Source organism: Streptomyces alboniger (assembly GCF_008704395.1).
GTDB classification, from domain to species: domain Bacteria; phylum Actinomycetota; class Actinomycetes; order Streptomycetales; family Streptomycetaceae; genus Streptomyces; species Streptomyces alboniger.
Genome location: NZ_CP023695.1, coordinates 6,715,186 through 6,730,709 on the forward strand (window position 1 = coordinate 6,715,186; position 15,524 = coordinate 6,730,709).

Annotated in this window: 7 protein-coding genes and 3 pseudogenes; 5 read left to right on the forward strand and 5 right to left on the reverse strand. The window is 66.8% G+C overall.

Annotation, left to right across the window (positions count from 1 at the left end; genetic code table 11):
* Positions 1-31 precede the first annotated feature (31 nt).
* The gene (locus CP975_RS29520) at positions 32-712 is read right to left on the reverse strand and encodes a restriction endonuclease (protein ID WP_055530757.1); all 681 of its coding nucleotides are present in this window, start codon (positions 710-712) and stop codon (positions 32-34) included.
* Positions 709-930: a hypothetical protein gene (locus CP975_RS29525; RefSeq protein ID WP_055530756.1), complete on the reverse strand. Its 222-nt coding sequence runs from the start codon at positions 928-930 to the stop codon at positions 709-711. Before CP975_RS29525 ends, CP975_RS29520 begins: the two co-directional genes overlap by 4 nt.
* Before the next feature lie 1,003 nt (positions 931-1,933).
* Here CP975_RS29525 and CP975_RS29530 point away from each other — a divergent pair.
* The 4 genes and pseudogenes from CP975_RS29530 to CP975_RS29545 all read left to right on the forward strand — a co-directional run bounded on the left by CP975_RS29530 (position 1,934) and on the right by CP975_RS29545 (position 10,264).
* Positions 1,934-3,045: pseudogene (locus CP975_RS29530) on the forward strand (IS110 family RNA-guided transposase).
* Positions 3,046-3,298: 253 nt separating this feature from the next.
* Entirely contained in the window at positions 3,299-7,738 is a 4,440-nt protein-coding gene (locus CP975_RS29535) for a P-loop domain-containing protein (protein WP_167532750.1), read from the forward strand.
* Positions 7,735-8,607, forward strand: a complete 873-nt coding sequence (locus CP975_RS29540) for a serine peptidase (RefSeq protein WP_246201672.1) — start codon at positions 7,735-7,737, stop codon at positions 8,605-8,607. Before CP975_RS29535 ends, CP975_RS29540 begins: the two co-directional genes overlap by 4 nt.
* Before the next feature lie 578 nt (positions 8,608-9,185).
* Positions 9,186-10,264, forward strand: a pseudogene (locus tag CP975_RS29545) (IS110 family RNA-guided transposase).
* A gap of 1,034 nt (positions 10,265-11,298) precedes the next feature.
* Here the strand turns inward: CP975_RS29545 and CP975_RS29555 are convergent.
* On the reverse strand, positions 11,299-12,402 hold the full coding sequence (locus tag CP975_RS29555; RefSeq protein WP_055530753.1) for a GNAT family N-acetyltransferase: 1,104 nt from the start codon (positions 12,400-12,402) through the stop codon (positions 11,299-11,301).
* A gap of 321 nt (positions 12,403-12,723) precedes the next feature.
* Here CP975_RS29555 and CP975_RS29560 point away from each other — a divergent pair.
* Positions 12,724-13,125: pseudogene (locus CP975_RS29560) on the forward strand (transposase); the annotation flags it as partial.
* A gap of 127 nt (positions 13,126-13,252) precedes the next feature.
* Here the strand turns inward: CP975_RS29560 and CP975_RS29565 are convergent.
* Both CP975_RS29565 and CP975_RS29570 read right to left on the reverse strand, forming a co-directional pair.
* Positions 13,253-14,380, reverse strand: a complete 1,128-nt coding sequence (locus CP975_RS29565) for a three-Cys-motif partner protein TcmP (RefSeq protein ID WP_055530752.1) — start codon at positions 14,378-14,380, stop codon at positions 13,253-13,255.
* Between the two features lie 104 nt (positions 14,381-14,484).
* Complete coding sequence (locus tag CP975_RS29570) at positions 14,485-15,240, reverse strand: DUF5131 family protein (RefSeq protein WP_055530751.1); 756 nt, start codon at positions 15,238-15,240, stop codon at positions 14,485-14,487.
* Between the last annotated feature and the right edge of the window lie 284 nt (positions 15,241-15,524).

The following is a 15,524-nucleotide window of genomic DNA, read 5'->3' on the forward strand; positions in this document are numbered from 1 at the left end:
CGCGTTGAAGAGCTGGAACGAGGCTGTGGGATCAGGCGGCGCGGCGAAGCATGCGGCGCGGACGGGTGGGCAGGGCGAGCAGTTCGTGCAGGGCGGCACCGTCCTGGGCCCACTGGTGCAGCCGTTCGCGGTCGACCAGGTGGATGTGGTGGCGCGCACCCCAGGCCCGTGCATCGCGAGTGAAGCCCCCGTTGGTCACGACCACCGCATGCTGCGCGCCATGCACGGGACCGGCGGTGCCGTTGACCGCGTACAGGACGGGAGCGCCGACCTTGGCGCCGGTGCGGGTGTGCTTGGCCTGGAGCACTGTACGTCCAAGAAGCGGATGCTCGGCCGTCACGTCGGCGGCCTGGTCGCCACCTCCTCCGACCCTCAGTGCACGCCAGCCGTCACGAATCATCAGGTCGCGCAGCGCCTCCTCGAAAGCGCGGTCGTCCATGGCGTCGAGCTGGTCCGCCCGGAAGGACAGCCCCATCCGGCGGACACGGTCGCGGCGTTGTCTGCTCCGGGTGAGGCCCGCGCGCAGCGCCCCGGCTCCAGCGACGACAAGGAGGAAGAGCGACGGCCATTGCCAGTGCGTGACGAGGGCGCCGAAAAGGACGCGTAGCCCAGGCAGCAGCAGGGCCGTGCCCGCCGCGAAGGTGAGGCCGGCGGCGGCGAGTTCGGCGGGCCCGCGCGGGCGGCGGATACGCAGCCGGCATCGGCGGCTCATCCGCGGGACGGCGCGGGCTGAGAGACGGACGGCGTGGGGCGCTGCTCGGTCGGGGTGTTGGCGGAAGTGTCGCCGAGCCCGAAGAACTTGACCCACAGGACGGCGAGGGCGATGAGCCCGACCGTCAGCCAGCCGGACATCCGGCGCGCACCGCGCGGTCCCGGGTTACGGCGGATGTGGGCGCGAACGTGGTGATAGCCGGCGCGCGGCTTCGACATGGCGGGTTCCCCTCCCGTGATCACGGGCCGCACCCAGCGGCCATGAAGCTGTGTGTACCAAGGGGCACTGACAACTCCGGGAGGATCATGCGCAGTTGTCGCAACCGCGCGGCGGGATCTCGCCAGGTGCGTCAGTACGGCGCGTCAGCGAGTGGCCCACTGGACGGAGGAAGCCGTTGTGCTGCAGCTTTCGTCTTGGATCAGTTCGGCCGACGCTCGGTTGCGGTGGATTCCGGTGGTTCAGGATGCTTCACGTGCTGTGAGTAGTCCGGTCACTGGAGAGGATGCCGGCGAACGTTGGCGGATTGTGGTCGCCCGTATCCTCGTCGTAGAGGCGGGTTCCACCGTTCGAGCCGATAAAGTCCCAGGCACTCGTCGGGGCATTTCCCAAGGGCCCGGTCGTGGTCGCCCTGTCCGTCGATTTCTCCGACGTGGTGCGCCAGCCCCTGAGAGTGGCTATCTCCGGGCTGTTCGCCTGTCGGGAGAATGTGGCGCTGGGGGTAAGGACCCCGCGGTGTGATGCCGCCGCACATCGAGTGGGGGCGAGCCTCCGGTGCTCACACGCCAGCGGCCGGGACCGACCACCTGGTGGAGGAGCGGGAGGAAGTCTGCGAGGGGCAGTTGGTAGGGGCGGGCCACTGGGCAGTCCGTCGATGCCGGTCACAGGCGGACAGGGAGTCAACTCATCGTTGTCCCGTCCAGAGCAGGTTCGGCGCCGGTTCGGACGAAGTCTCTCGGGAGCGGTCGGGGCGTGCGGTGGCGTTGAGGGCAGTGGGACGGTTGCGTAGCACTGTTCCGGACGGGGTCTGACTCATGACTTTTTTGACCGAAGTGTCTTGTCACGGGCATGTCGACTGCCGTTGTGGATGGTGCTTGCTGTCACCGAGCCACAGGGCGTGTCCCAATAGGGGCCTTGCCGTCTTTCAGGCGCCATCACGGTTCAGACCGCCCGACCGGCAGGTGCCAGCCACCCAGCACATCACCACACGGGAGGCAGACCGCTATGACGATCAGACAGCGCAGCACCTCTTCCACCAGCACAGGCCCGCCCGCCCGGGGCGAGGTCGTCCTGGGCGTGGACACGCACGGCGAGATTCATGTCGCCGCAGTGGTCTGCTCACTGGGCCAGACCCTGGGCATCAAGTCCTTTCCGGCCACGGCGGCCGGCTACCGTCGGCTGCTCGCCTGGGCTCGCAAGTCAGGCACGGTATGCCGGGCCGGAGTGGAGGGCACCGGTACCTTCGGCGCGGGCCTGTCGCGCTACCTGCTGGCGCAGCAGATCGTGGTGTTCGAGGTGAACCGGCCCGACCGCTCGGCTCGTCGACTGCTCGGGAAGTCGGACCCGCTCGACGCACAGGCCGCCGCACGGGCCGTGCTCAGCGGCCGCGCCAGGGCTCACGCCAAGACCGGCGACGGTCCGGTGCAGAGCGCCCGGATGTTCAAGATCGCCAAGGATTCCGCGGTCAAGGCCCGCACCCAGGCGATCAACCAGCTCAAGGCCGTCCTGGTCGTAGCCGACCCGGCCCTGCGGGAGCGACTATCCGGCCTGGGCAACCGCGAACTGTTCCGCACCTGCGCACGCCTCAGCCCGAGCGAGGGCGAGGCCGGCGGGAGCGATGAGGACCCTGTAGCCGAGGCCACTCTCATGACGCTGAGCATGCTGGCTCAGCGCATCGAGCAGCTCACCGGGCAGATCGACGAGCTGAATCAGAGACTGACCGAGCTCGTTGAACGCCATGCCCCGCAGCTGCTCGCGCCAGTGGGTATCGGCCCGGACTCCGCTGCCACGCTCCTGATCACCATGGGCGACAATCCCGAACGGCTGAGCACCGAGGCGTCTTTTGCCGCGCTGTGCGGAGTCAGCCCCATCGAGTACTCCTCCGGCGGCCGGAGCTCGCGCCGGCTCAATCACGGCGGCGACCGGCAGGCGAATGCCGCTCTGCACCGCATCGTGTTCACCCGCCTGCGCCACGACCCGCGCACCCAGACGTACTACGAACGCCGCACCCCGGGGGGGGCAAGACCCGGCGTGAGATCATCCGATGCCTCAAGCGATATGCCGCCCGCGAGGTCTTCAACCTGGTCAGGACGGTCTCTACCGACCCCCCGTCATAGGGGCGTCCGTGACAGGAGATGCAAAGCAGACCCCTTCTGCCTGCGGCGACAGTAGCGGGGGAGCGCCTCAGTACGGCCAGGCCTGCGCCGACCGTGATGTACAAGACCAGCCGTCTTCGGCCGTGGCGTCGATCCCGATAGGTTAGGGACCAAATCGCATGTCGTCGGGGGGATGATGGTTCGAGTACTTCTGCTCGGAGCGGGGGCTTTTCGCGGCACGGTTGACGGTGAGTGGAGTCCCACGTCGGAGGAGTTGGCTCCGCTGCCGTCGGTCGAGCAGGGGGTGCGTGAACTCGCCTCGGTACTCTCGCTCTTCGATGGGCTGATCGTCAGTGGGCCGGTGATCGATGCGGACCGGGTAGGTGTCGAGGAGAGCTGGCGGAATCTGCGGCGTGACTCGGCGGGCCGACCGTGCATCGTCCACTTCGCCGGTCATGGGGTCCCTCGTGGCCCGGTTCTGTACCTGCCCGTGCACGACAGCCGTCCGACTGAGCTGCCCGAGTCGGCGATCGATATAGGCCGTTGGCTTAACGAGGTCGAGCACGGTCGTGACCAGCCGCCCGTCCTGTTCCTGCTAGATGTTTGCGGGGCAGGCGCCGCGACGGACTTTCAGCTGTTTCAGGACATTCCCGAGGGCGATCGCAGGACCTGGGTGATCGCGGCCTGCACAGCGGACGAGGGCGCCTTTCGCGCACGTTTCACTAAGGCCACAGCCCAGGCGCTGGAGCGGCTCCGCTTAGGGCACTGGGACATTTCCCCCGCTCTGCCGCATGTCCCGGTGGAGGCGGTCGCCGACGAGATTGCGCGGGAGCTAGTCCGCCTGGGCGAAGGATATCCACAAACCGTGCTGCACTCGCCGCGCCGAGTCGCCTCATTGCCGGTGCCGGAATTCTTCGCGAACCCGGCATTCAGTACCGACGGTTGGCAGCGAATGAGGAACCGACTGCGGTTGGCACTTCGGGAACTGGCTTCGGATTTCGACCCTGGTCTAGACCCGGTGCATTTCCTCACTCGTGCGTCCGGCCGCCCGGACGACGCCGCCGCGCTGACAGGCTGCCTATTCACAGGGCGGGCCCGTGAACTTACCCTCATTCGCTTTTGGTTAGCGAGCGACGAATCCCTGTTGATCGTCACCGGAAGCCCTGGCGTCGGAAAGTCCGCACTCCTGGGAGTGACAGTCTTCCTGTCGCACAACCAGCTCGCCGAGATGAGCACGGTGTTGGCCAGTCGCATCCCTGCTCAGTACCGCCCCAAGCGTCGCTATCCGACCCTTGTCGCGGTCCATGCCCGGCACCGGGGAAGGGACGAGGTGATTGCTTCGATCATGGCTCAGCTGACGCCCGATGAAGCGGAGCAGGTCATCCCTCGCGGCAACGAACCTTTGGACGAACTCATTCGCATCGCCAGCGATCTGCCAGAACCGGTGATTCTCATCCTGGATGCCGTTGACGAAGCTCTGGAGAGCGACCGCATCGTCTGCGATCTGCTCCCGCGGCTTCTGCGCACGCACCGTGCTGACGGCCGCCCCGCCTTTCGGGCGCTTGTGGGGATGCGCCGACCGTTGGACGGCGACGTACTTGGCGACTGGCTAGGCTCCCCCGGGGCGATGCTCGACCTGGACACCTCGACCAGCGTCCAGGATCTCGCGCACGATCTCACGACGTACATCGGCGACGTTCTGTCCAGTGCATCCGGTTACAGCGACCAGGCGCTCCGTGAGTCCGTGGCCCAGGCAGTCGCCACTGCGATCGCCCAGAGTTCGGACCGCAGTACCTTTCTCGTCGCAGCGCTCTTTGCCGACTTCCTGCGGGCCGGTGAACCCGTGAATCCGGCCGAAGCGGTCGCCCAACTGCCGCAGAGCCTGCCGCACCTGCTCGAACTGCACCTCCGGACTACGCTCGATGATGACCCGTGGATGCGGCACCTGATGGTGGGACTGGCCCAAGCGCGGGGGCAGGGCATGCCGTTGGAGGTGTTGGCGGCGGCCGCCACCGCTGCGGCCACGGCCGCCGGGCAGGAAGTACAGCCGCTGACCCTAGGCGAGACCCGCGAAAAGCTGGCCGTCGCCCACTTCTATCTGCGGACGAGCATCGACACGGACGGACGTCAGCTTTACCGGTTCTTCCACGAGTCGATCACGGAGCACTTTCGTGAGGCCGCAGCCGAACTCGACGGGCTTGCCGATGCGCTCTTCAACGAGCTGCTGGCGACCGTCCCTGGCCGGTGGGCCCCTGAGGGGCTGCGGTGGGACCTCGCCGCGCCGTATCTGCTGCGGCATCTCATGGAGCATGCCGTCGCTGTACCGGGCGGATTCGCGGTCGACCAGTTGTTCCTGGACCCGGAGTACCTAGTCTGTGCCGACCGCAACAGCATTTGGGAGGCCGTCCACAGGGCGAAGACCCCCATGGCGCGGCGGGCCGGAGCCGCGCACCGGAAGGCAATCGGTCTTGGCAGCTTCCTCGGCCAGAGCCGACCACTGGGTGCGCGCCGTGCCAGGTTTCAGCAGAGCCTCGTGACCTACCGGGCGGCCGGACTCGCACGCCGCCTCCAGGACGAACAGGCTGTGCTCCGCACGCACTGGAGCACGGGTTTGCCTGAGGAGTCCCTGCTGTGCGTCATCAGCGAGGACGAGTTGGGCGCCACCGTGTCAGCCCTCGCCCTGGGAGCCGTCGGCCGACGGCTCCTTGCCGTGTTCGGCGGCACCGACGGCTCTCTCCAAGCGTGGGACATCACACCGAGCCGTGTCAGCGCGGTCCGGCATTTCTCGGCTCCCTGGACAGACGAGGACGCCATCACCCAAATGGCGACCGTGGATCTGGAGGAGCGGGCGGTCATTGCCTCGGTGACGGACCAGAACGCTCTCCGGCTGTACGACCTCGCCACGGGTGCGATTGTCGCCGACGCGCACCTCGACGGCGCGAGGGTCTCAGCCTTGGCGGCCGTCAGCACTGGGGATGAAACCGTCCTTGCAGTTGGTCGGGTCAGTGGCGATATCAGCTTGATCGGCTTGCTCGGCGAGTCGTTCGGCAGGACTCTCGACACCGTCGACGCGGGGGACACCGCGATCTGTTCGCTGCTCGGCGTGGAGTCCGCGGACGGTTCCCTCGCCTTCCACTACGTTTCCGCCGACCCTCAAGGTGATGGGCCGATGGTGCTGGGGAATCTGGATGAGCGTCCCGTCACTATCTCGTCGGAGGGGCCTCTCCAGGAGGTGCGGATCCGGCCCACCAACGCGCGCACCCCGCTGTTCTCGCTTATCGCCTACCACCCCAGCATGTATGCGGTAAGGGGGAACGGTGAGACTGTCCACGTCGTCACGGGGGCCGAAGACCGCGGGCTGGCACTTGCAGACATCCGTCATGTTGACCGCTTTCGGCTCGCGCTGACCGCCCATCGCGACGGCAACATGCGGGTGTGGGACCTCGACGTTTGCCCGCGGTTCGGTCACGGTCAGAACCACTGGCGCCCCGCCGCAATCCTCGGCACCATCCGGCTCGGCGGCTCGGAGCTTGCTCTCAGCGCCGAACTCGCGTCTGGTGAGATCAAGGCTTGGGACCTGAGCACCGGCGCCGAGGATCAGGAACTGACCGACCTGGGCGAGCTCAGCCATGCCGTCACCGTGACGGCTGGCGATGCGTCCTACGTCGTCACGGTGACCACGGAGAACGAGCTCGACACCTGGAACGTCCGTGAGGATGCCCTGGAATCGACAGTCCGCCTCCCCGCCCCGGCCACCGCGTTGGCCGCTGTGGCGCACGGCGATTCGGTGTGGGCCGTGGTAGGCGGTGCCGACGGCGGTATCCATGTGTGGGACACGAGCAAGGAGTCGCTTTCCCACGTCCTCGTCGGCGTGGACGGACCGGTCACGGAGCTGGTCGCGGGCGACGTCGGCGGCGAGTCTCTCCTGATCAGCGTCCACAACGAACGCAGGGTCTGTCTCTGGTCCCTGGCTGACAGCACCCTACGGCAAACGATCACGCTGGACTGGGTCGGAGCGATCGCGATGCAAGGCGGGCGCCTGTTCGCTGCCGAGCAGTCGTCGGACGACGATCAGGTGCGGATCTGGGACCTTGTGACGGCCTCGCTCGTGGGCTCTGTCCCCGTGGCTGGCCCTCGGGTGATGACTGTCAGCCAAGTGAACGGCAGGCCGGTACTCGTGGCCGCTGTCAGCGAGGCGGAGGTCCAAGCATGGGATGCCGAATCCGGCGATCCACTCGGATCTCCGGCCCCAGTGCCGGATCGAGTCCACACGATCGCCCCCTACGAGAGCGGCGTGCTGGTAGGCAGCAAGGCTGGCCATATCACGGCCCTCGGTTGGGCCTGCTCCGCAGCAGCGTCGGCACTCCGCCCGACGCTGCCGACCGTCCACGTCACCCACGTCCTGGCTTGGTTCCCGGGGGAACTGCTATGTGGCGATGCCCGCGCAGACGGATGGGAGTTGTACACCGTCGACGAATGGGAGGGAGGACTGCCGCCTTCCTTCGGCCTGGTCTACACCCGCCCCATCACCGCGACGACGGCCGAACTCCACGATGCTCTCGTCGACGTACTGACGCCCGACGGATTTGAGGTCGTGCGGCTGGAGGCGCACTGGTACGAGATCAGCGAGGTCGACGGCGTGACCACCGGTGGCCCGTGGCGATTCCCGTCGTATGTCGTGCATTCTCACTCGGAGGAAGGACCAGTGCGGTGACGATCGTCGCAGTGCACGGCATCGGCAACCATCTGAGCGGCCGCTCGCCGGAACAGGCGGCCGCCGAACTAGCGGGGCAGTGGCAGCCCAAGCTTCAGCATGGGTTCACAGCCGCTGGGCTGGGCGACCAGCCGCTCCCTGCCCTGCACGTCGCGTACTACGCTCACCACACCCACGCCGCGGAGCGGCAGACAGCCGTGCCCGACCTATCCTCCATCGGCGAACGAGAACAGCCCGTCGTCCTCGCTTGGGCGCTGGCCCTGGGGGCACCCACCTTGCACGAACGACAGGGACTGATCACCGCACCATTGCGACAGGTCCTGTCCTGGGTGTCCCGACGGCGCAAGATCCCCATCGGGGTGGTCATTCGGCTCGCCGTCCAACTGGCGCGCGAGGTCCACCGCTACCTCCACATTCCGCAGGTACGAGCTGCCGCCCGATCCGCCGTGGCCGAGTCGATTCGACGCGTTCGCCCCCAGGTAGTGCTGGCACACTCCCTCGGCTCCGTCGTGGCGTACGAGGCTCTCCATGCTCACCCGGAACTGACCGTGGACTGCTTCGTTACCTTGGGCTCTCCCCTCGGCATGCCGGGCGGGATCTTCGAGCACCTGGTGCCAGCGCCACTCGCAGATCAGGGTGCCCGGCCGGCCGGGGTCCGCTACTGGGTAAATCTCGCCGACACAGGTGACCTAGTGGCGATTCCTCATCGGCTCGGCGACCGATTCCCCGTTGACCAGCACGCTGAAACGCCGATCGGCCGTATCGACTTCCATACCTTTGGAGCGTATTTGTCCTCCCCGCTCACTGCTGCGGCGATCGCTCCTTTCGTCCGCAACCCGATAGTCCTGGACCACACCGGGAAGAGTTGACTCACCGGAGCCAGGGGACTCAGCCCGAAGCGACCGAGATTTCCGGCACCCGTCGGGATCACGTTCCCGTCGCTTCCATCATGCCGAGGGCGACCTTCTCGGCCAGTGCAGACAAGGTGGACAGCCGGAGCAGTCGGTGTCAGTCCGCTGATCAGATTCTGTGACACCGGGTTGTGCGGATGTGACCTTTGGAGTTGGCGTGATTGTCGGCTGGCCACGTCGACAGGCTGGCTGCGTGCCACCGCCGAGGGAGCAGAGCAGTCAGCGCGCTGGTCCGCAATATCACTACGTTCTGGAATCAGTGCTGCGAGTGATCGCGGGCCGTCGGGACCTGGGTATAGGGGGTGTTGTGCTGCCGTGCCGGGCTCTGGCTCGTGACATCTCGGACCGGGTGTCTTGTCTTACCTTCGCCGACCTCCAGCGTGGGAGCACTGCCACCGGACTGCTCCGGGCGTGTCTTGAGGGTATGCGTGCCGCGAACTGGGCACTGTCTCACCGCTGACCGCCCTGCCAGTCCGGTGGCGCGGACCGGCAGGCTATAGAGCAGGAGGTGCCCCCTGGCGATCCCAAGTACACCGATGTGGCCGGTTGTTGAGGGAGAGGTCGTCCTTGGGGTCGACACGCACCGGGACGCCCATGTGGCGGCCGTGCTTTCCGTGGTGGGGGTGGTCATGGACACCAGGTCCTTTCCCGCCACAGCGGCGGGATATCGCGAACTCTGGGCGTGGGCCAGTGGGCTGGGTACGGTGCGTAGGGCCGGGGTGGAAGGGGCCGGCAGCTACGGAGCGGCCCTTTCCCGCTGCTTGCTGGCGCGGCGGGTTGAGGTGTTCGAGGTGAACCGTCCCGATCGTTCGGTACGTCGGCGGCGGGGCAAGTCGGATGTTGTGGATGCGCAGGAGGCGGCGCGGGCGGTGCTCAGCGGCCGGGCTCGTTCCCAGGCCAAGTCCGGGGACGGACCGGTGCAGTGCGCCCGGCTGTTCAAGCTGGCCAAGGACTCCGCGACCAAGGCCCGTACGCAGGCAGTCAATCAGCTCAAGGCGGTTCTGGTCACCGCAGATCCTGATCTGCGTGAGCGGCTGGACGGCCTGAGGACGCTGGCTCTCGTCCGCGTCTGCGCGCAGTTCGGCGAAGGTGAGGGTGTCGACGGCGAGAGGGATGCCGTGGCGCGGGCCACCCACATCACCCTGTGCCTGCTGGCTCAGCGGATCAGACAGCTGACGGGGCAGATCCAGGACCTGGAGCGGCGCCTGGCCGAGCTGGTGGAGCGCCATTTCCGCGGTTGCTCGTCCCGGTGGGCATCGGCCCGGACAGCGCCGCCACGCTGCTGATCACGATGGGCGACAATCCGGAACGCTTGTGCAGTGAGGCGTCGTTCGCGGCGCTGTGCGGGGTCAGCCCCATCGAGTGCTCCTCTGGGAGCCGGCATCGCTATCGGCTCAACCGTGGTGGTGACCGGCAGGCCAATGCCGCGCTGTACCGGATCGTGCAGGCCCGGCTGCGCTGGGACGCGCGCACGCAGGCGTACTACGAGCGGCGTGTGGCGGAAGGGAGGACCCGGCGCGAGATCATTCGCTGTCTGAAGCGGTATGTGGCTCGGGAGTTCTACCGCCTCGTTCAGGGGCAGCGTCGGGACGCCGGGCGGCTTCCTGCTGGATGAGGTCGAGTTGGTGGCGGGCGCCGTCGACAACGACGATCCAGTCGCACAGATGTCGCGGATCGCGGGCATCGGCCTGGGTGAAGGCTTGTTTGATGACAGTGGCGGCATCGTGCAGGACGGAGCCGCGCAGCCATTTCGCCCCCTGGCCTTCGGCCCGGGCCGGAGTGTGCGCCGACTACTACTCAGTCCGGCGGCGCGTACGGCCTGATCCGGAGATGGCCGACGGGCTGCTCTTGTCATCCTTCACGCAGAGGCGGAACAGCCTTGGACCGACACTCAGGGTGGCCCGCCACTCTCGGATGCCTGCCGCCAACTAGTGCGGATGTCAGCGGTGTTGGCTACAATGGAGGGCGGTTGACGAGACCCTTGAAAGGCAAGGTGCATCGGTGCAGGTGGCCGACTATCACGGTGCGGCGGCGGAGTTTCTATAGGGGCGCCTGGTCGGCGCTCTCCTATGGCGACGCCCGTTGGGCGGCGACGTCGTGATTCGGATCTGGTGGGTTCAGTCCTGCCCTGGTTCCGTGACGGCGCTCTGACGATGCCTGGGAGGGTTCTCCTTGCCCGCAACCGCTTCTACCTGCGACCACCGCGTGTATCACGTAGTCGTTGTCGCCTTGATCTCGATGGTTGTTGGTCTTACCGCCGGAGTCAGCTTTGCTGCTCTCGGACAGTCCCCGCTCACCGCTGTTGCTTCCGGCGGGGCTGTCGTGCCGTTCGTGTTCTCTGCTGGCATGACCGCTGTCGCGTACGTGAAGCGGCAGGAACAGTAGGCGACTTCGTGGGGTGGCCTTCAGGCCACCCCACGCCTGTCACTAGGCGAGCCCCAAGTTCTTCTTGTAGTCAGCGATGGTGAAAGCAGCCGCGGTCTGCTCCTCGGGCTCAGACCCGTGCCGTTCAGTGCGCACACGGCGTCGACCGCTCTCGGTGCCGTGCGCGAGGCCGAGTTGGGTGACGAGGAATGGAGGGCTCGACTATGAGGTGGTCGGGCCCAGCGCGTGCTGCCTACCGGATGCGCTCCTTTGACGAGTTCCGCGTCAGCTGATCCAGATGCCTTTGGGCGAGACCCGGCTGGCGAGGCGTCGGCCCGCGTCGCTGACCGGGGTTGACCAGGACACGTCGGCCACTTGGCATCCGAAGTCGTCGGCGAGCGCTTGAACGAGCGTGGCGCCGACGCCCTGGCGGCGGTAGACGTCCGCGACCCAGATCAGGATGATGCGCGGGCGCAGCGTGTCGTCCTCGTCGCCGTACCGCGAACCGTCGAGCAAGTCCCAACTGCGGTGCTCGCTTGTGTCGTGGGCGGCCAGGTAGCCGATGACGTGGCCGTTCGCCGTCAGCAGGTAGGCCCGCACGTTGTCCGAGGTCGCTTCGGGCTCGCCGAGGTGGGTCCAGGAGTTGAAGTCGTAGTGCTCTTCCTTCTGCGGCATCCGCGCCACCCGGTTGGCCAGTCTGCGCCACGAGATGGGGGACTGCGTCGTCACGACGGCCAGATCGCTATGCCAGTCAAGGTTCTTGGGCGGCCGGATGCCGAACGTCCACGCTGTGTGGTGGGCGGTGTGCTCGTTACCGCCGTCCACCAGATCGTGCAGGCGCATTCCGCAAGGGCACTCGTAACGGTCTGGTGTCGTCACCAGGCGGAATTCGACCCGGGTCGCCCCGGAACTGAGGTCCTGGTCTTGGCCGCCCACCCAGGGCCGGACGGGCATACCGTCCGGCTCGACATGGCCGGACCAGCGGTCCACCCAACCGGGATACCGCTCGGGGAGTTCTTCCCGTAGCTGCTTCTCGACGGGCGACAGTGTGGGGCGGACCCATGCGCTGCCGGCGGTGGCCCTGCCGTTCAGGCGCACTCCGTGCAGCTTGGCCTTGCGCCGCAGGAACCTCAGGAATACGCGGGGCGGCGGGTCGAAGTCCACGCCACGGACCAGCTCCCGCTCGCCGGGAGCCAGCCAGTCATCGACGGGCAGAGCCATCTCGTCGGCGAGCGCCCGAAACATGCCGTAGTCATGGTTGAACTCGGCGACGCGCAGCGCCTTGAGCGTGGCCTCGACATGCCGGAAGGGAACGAACAGCGTGATCCAGCCCGGGCCGTTGCTCCACGAGAACGAGTCTGTGCAGCCTTCGTACCAGATGCGGTCCATGGCCACACTGCGCGCGGCATCGACGGCTTCGCTGTAGGGAGCGGGCAGTTCGGGATCGAGCCCCTGCCGCCGTGCGACGTCGGCATACCCGTCGCGGTCAAGGGTGACCGTGGCGTACCAACGGGAAGGCCGGACGCTGATCTTCCGGGAGCGCCAGTCGTATGGATCAGGTCGAGGTAGACAGTTCGCTCAGTCATGCGCTCCGCTCCGTGAGTTTACGCAGCCCAGCCATTCGAGGTGGATGACTCACGCCCGCAGGCTGCCTGCCTCTCCTGAATGGGGCCAACAGTACGTAGTACCAGCCTAGTTGGAGCTCCCCAGCGCCTGACCCGGCTCCTCGAGCACCACGCTCCGCAACTGCTCACACCGGTGGGCATCGGCCGGGACAGCGCCGTCACACTCCTGATCGCTATGGGGGACAATCCCGAGCGGGTGCACACCGAGGCGTCCTTCGCCGCCCTGTGCGGAGTCAGCCCCGTCGAGTACTCCTCGGGCAACCGGAGCTCGCGGCGCCTGAACCATGGCGGGGACCGGCAGGCGAACGCCGCCCTGCACCGCATCGTGTTCACTAGGCTGCGCCACGATCCGCGCACCCAGTCGTACTACGAACGCCGCACCCAGGAGGGCAAGACCCGGCGTGAGATCATCCGGTGCCTCAAGCGCTATGCCGCCCGCGAGGTATTCAACCTGGTCAAAACGGTATCCAGCGACCCCCTGTTATAGGGGCGTCAGGCGCTTTCTGGTGGCCTGGGCCGACGGGGATTCTATGCAGAGGGGACCTGGTACGACGGGCCTCGCCAGCCTGCACTGGCGAAGCCTGTCCTGCAGTTGGTACGCCCTCGGGGTCTGCTCACCAGAGGGTGCCCTGCTCTGCTGAGGGGCTGGAAGCCGGAGGTGTCGCGGGCAGGTGCACTTGCGTCTTGTTGTTGATGGCGCGGGGGTCCGTCGTCACGGCGTCCGCGTCGCGTAGCTGTCGGACGGCGTCGATCACTTGGGCGGGCCGGTAGACGGTCTCCAGGAGGGCGTATCGCTTGAGCTCCGGGATGGTTCGCCCGTCGGGAGCTTCGGAGATGAAGTCGCGCAGGATCCGTCGCAGCGGAGCCGTGTCGGGTTCGAATACGAGCTCCAGCATCTGCTGTTGGGTGTCCCTGGGGTCGCGGTAGCGGACGCCGTAGGAAGGGTCCACCTTCCACATGGCGTCCTTCATCTTCTCCAGTCCCAGTTCGTGCTTGGTGCCGAAGATCAGGTATAGCTTCCTGTTGCCCTCGTCGATCATTTCGAAGTACAGCGTGTGGGTGAAGCCAGCCTGGCGGAGCGTGGCTCGGTATTGCTCGCGCAGGAACGTGAACTTGTGCGAGGGAGGCTGCTGGAATACGGCTTGCCACTCCTGGCTGCCGAAGGCTGCGTCGCCGAGTTGGCGGTGACCGTCGTGGGTCTCGGCGAACCGCGTGAGGAAGGCGGGCTCGAAGGTCACCATCACTTCGGTGCGGGGGTGACGCCCCAGCTCCTGTAGGAGCGAGAAAGGGATGTCAGGTCCGCCGAAGCTGTCGAGCAGGACGAACAGGGGTTTCCCCAATGCGCCGGTGTTCCGCAGGTTCTGCAGGAGAGCTGGGTGGAAGTCTCCGTGGCGTATGTCCACGGCCATTCGCTGGACGATGCTGTCCGTCTGCCGGGAGCGGACGAGCTCCATCTGGTTCTGCAATTCCTTGACGCGCCGTGCGTCCTCTTCCATGAGGATCACACGCATGCGTTTCGGGAACCTGTGCAGCGCTTCGGCGAAGACCTCGTACGCGATGATGGGGGAGCCGGGCTCACCCCGTTTGTAGACGCCGGCTCCCGCGAAGCCTTCCGCGTAGCTGATCACGTCGTGCTGTGACAGCAGAATCGGCGCCCATGCCTTCAAGTACTGCTGCAGTAAGTCATGTTTGGCGGCCGTGTGCGGATCGCGTTCCCACACGGCTTCCTTCGGTACGGCCACGACTGCTCCCCCTGCTACCTCCCGTTGGCCCCGCTGGGGAGAGGGTCACACATCGTTGGTATATGCCACCAGAGTGCGTACGGCAGGCTGCTGGACTTTGGCCGTTAATGAGCCGCGGCAGGGAGGCGGGGTGGCATCTCGTCCCAGATCGCTCCATCGAGTTCGCGGCCTCCGGACTTCGGGGTGCGGCCGCCCCATTGTTTGAAGAAGAAGGGCACGCAGGCGTTGTTGCAGGCATCGCGGATGCCCATCAGCCACTCTTCGCGGACGGGGCGGTGGTGGGGCCCGGACTCCCCTCCGGCGATCACCCAGCCGATGCCGTCCAGGCGCAGACCAGTCAGTGGCCCCAGGAGTGGTTCGCAGGACAAGAAGCGCACGGCGGCGGGCACTTGCCGCAAGTCATCGACACGGTCGAGGTGCTCCACGCTTTCGACGGAGACGCCCATCCACAGATTGGGTGGCCAGTCGAGCTCGCCGGCCACACGTCGCAGCCTGCGGGCTCTCTTGGTGAGGAGCTGGTAGGTGTGCTGAGGCGTCTCGGTGATCACCTGGAAGACCTGCCGAACGAAGTCCAGGGGGACCTTCGCGTGGAAGAGGTCGCTCATGGAGTTGACGAAGACCATCCGCGGCGCCTTCCACTGAAGGGGAACGGCCAGTGCGTCTGGATGCGGGGTGAGGCCGAAACCTGGGCCGGATGTCCTGGGATCACCGTCCGCCTGGTACTTCGCCACCCCCATCGCCTTCAGGCGCCTGGATAACGTCAGGGCGTAGCAGTGGTCACACCCGGGGGAGATCCGGTCGCATCCTGTGGTGGGATTCCAGGTTGCCTCCGTCCACTCGATGGTGCTGCGATCGCCCATGGGGGTCCCCTCCCGTAGCGGGTGGACAAGGGCCATCGGCGCTTGCCCGCCCGGCGCATCGACTGCGCTGCATAACGAGCGGCGTGCCGAACTGGCACGCGATCGCCCCCATCCTTCACGTCGAACACGCGTGCTGTGAAGGGGGTGTTGGGATCGAGGTCAGACCTGGGGTCCAGCTCGGTCAGCTGCAGTGTGCTCGACGGGCGGCTGCCCGCTCGGTTTCGACCGCGAGAAGTACAAGGCCCTCCGAGCAGACCCGCCGCCACTGTTCTTGTTCGCGCAGG

Excerpts from the sequence above, each read along its gene's own strand:
- CP975_RS29520 (WP_055530757.1), bottom strand. The coding sequence starts at position 712 with ATGAGCCGCCGATGCCGGCTGCGTATCCGCCGCCCGCGCGGGCCCGCC.
- CP975_RS29525 (WP_055530756.1), bottom strand. The coding sequence starts at position 930 with ATGTCGAAGCCGCGCGCCGGCTATCACCACGTTCGCGCCCACATCCGC.
- CP975_RS29555 (WP_055530753.1), bottom strand. The coding sequence starts at position 12,402 with ATGGACCGCATCTGGTACGAAGGCTGCACAGACTCGTTCTCGTGGAGC.
- CP975_RS29570 (WP_055530751.1), bottom strand. The coding sequence starts at position 15,240 with ATGGGCGATCGCAGCACCATCGAGTGGACGGAGGCAACCTGGAATCCC.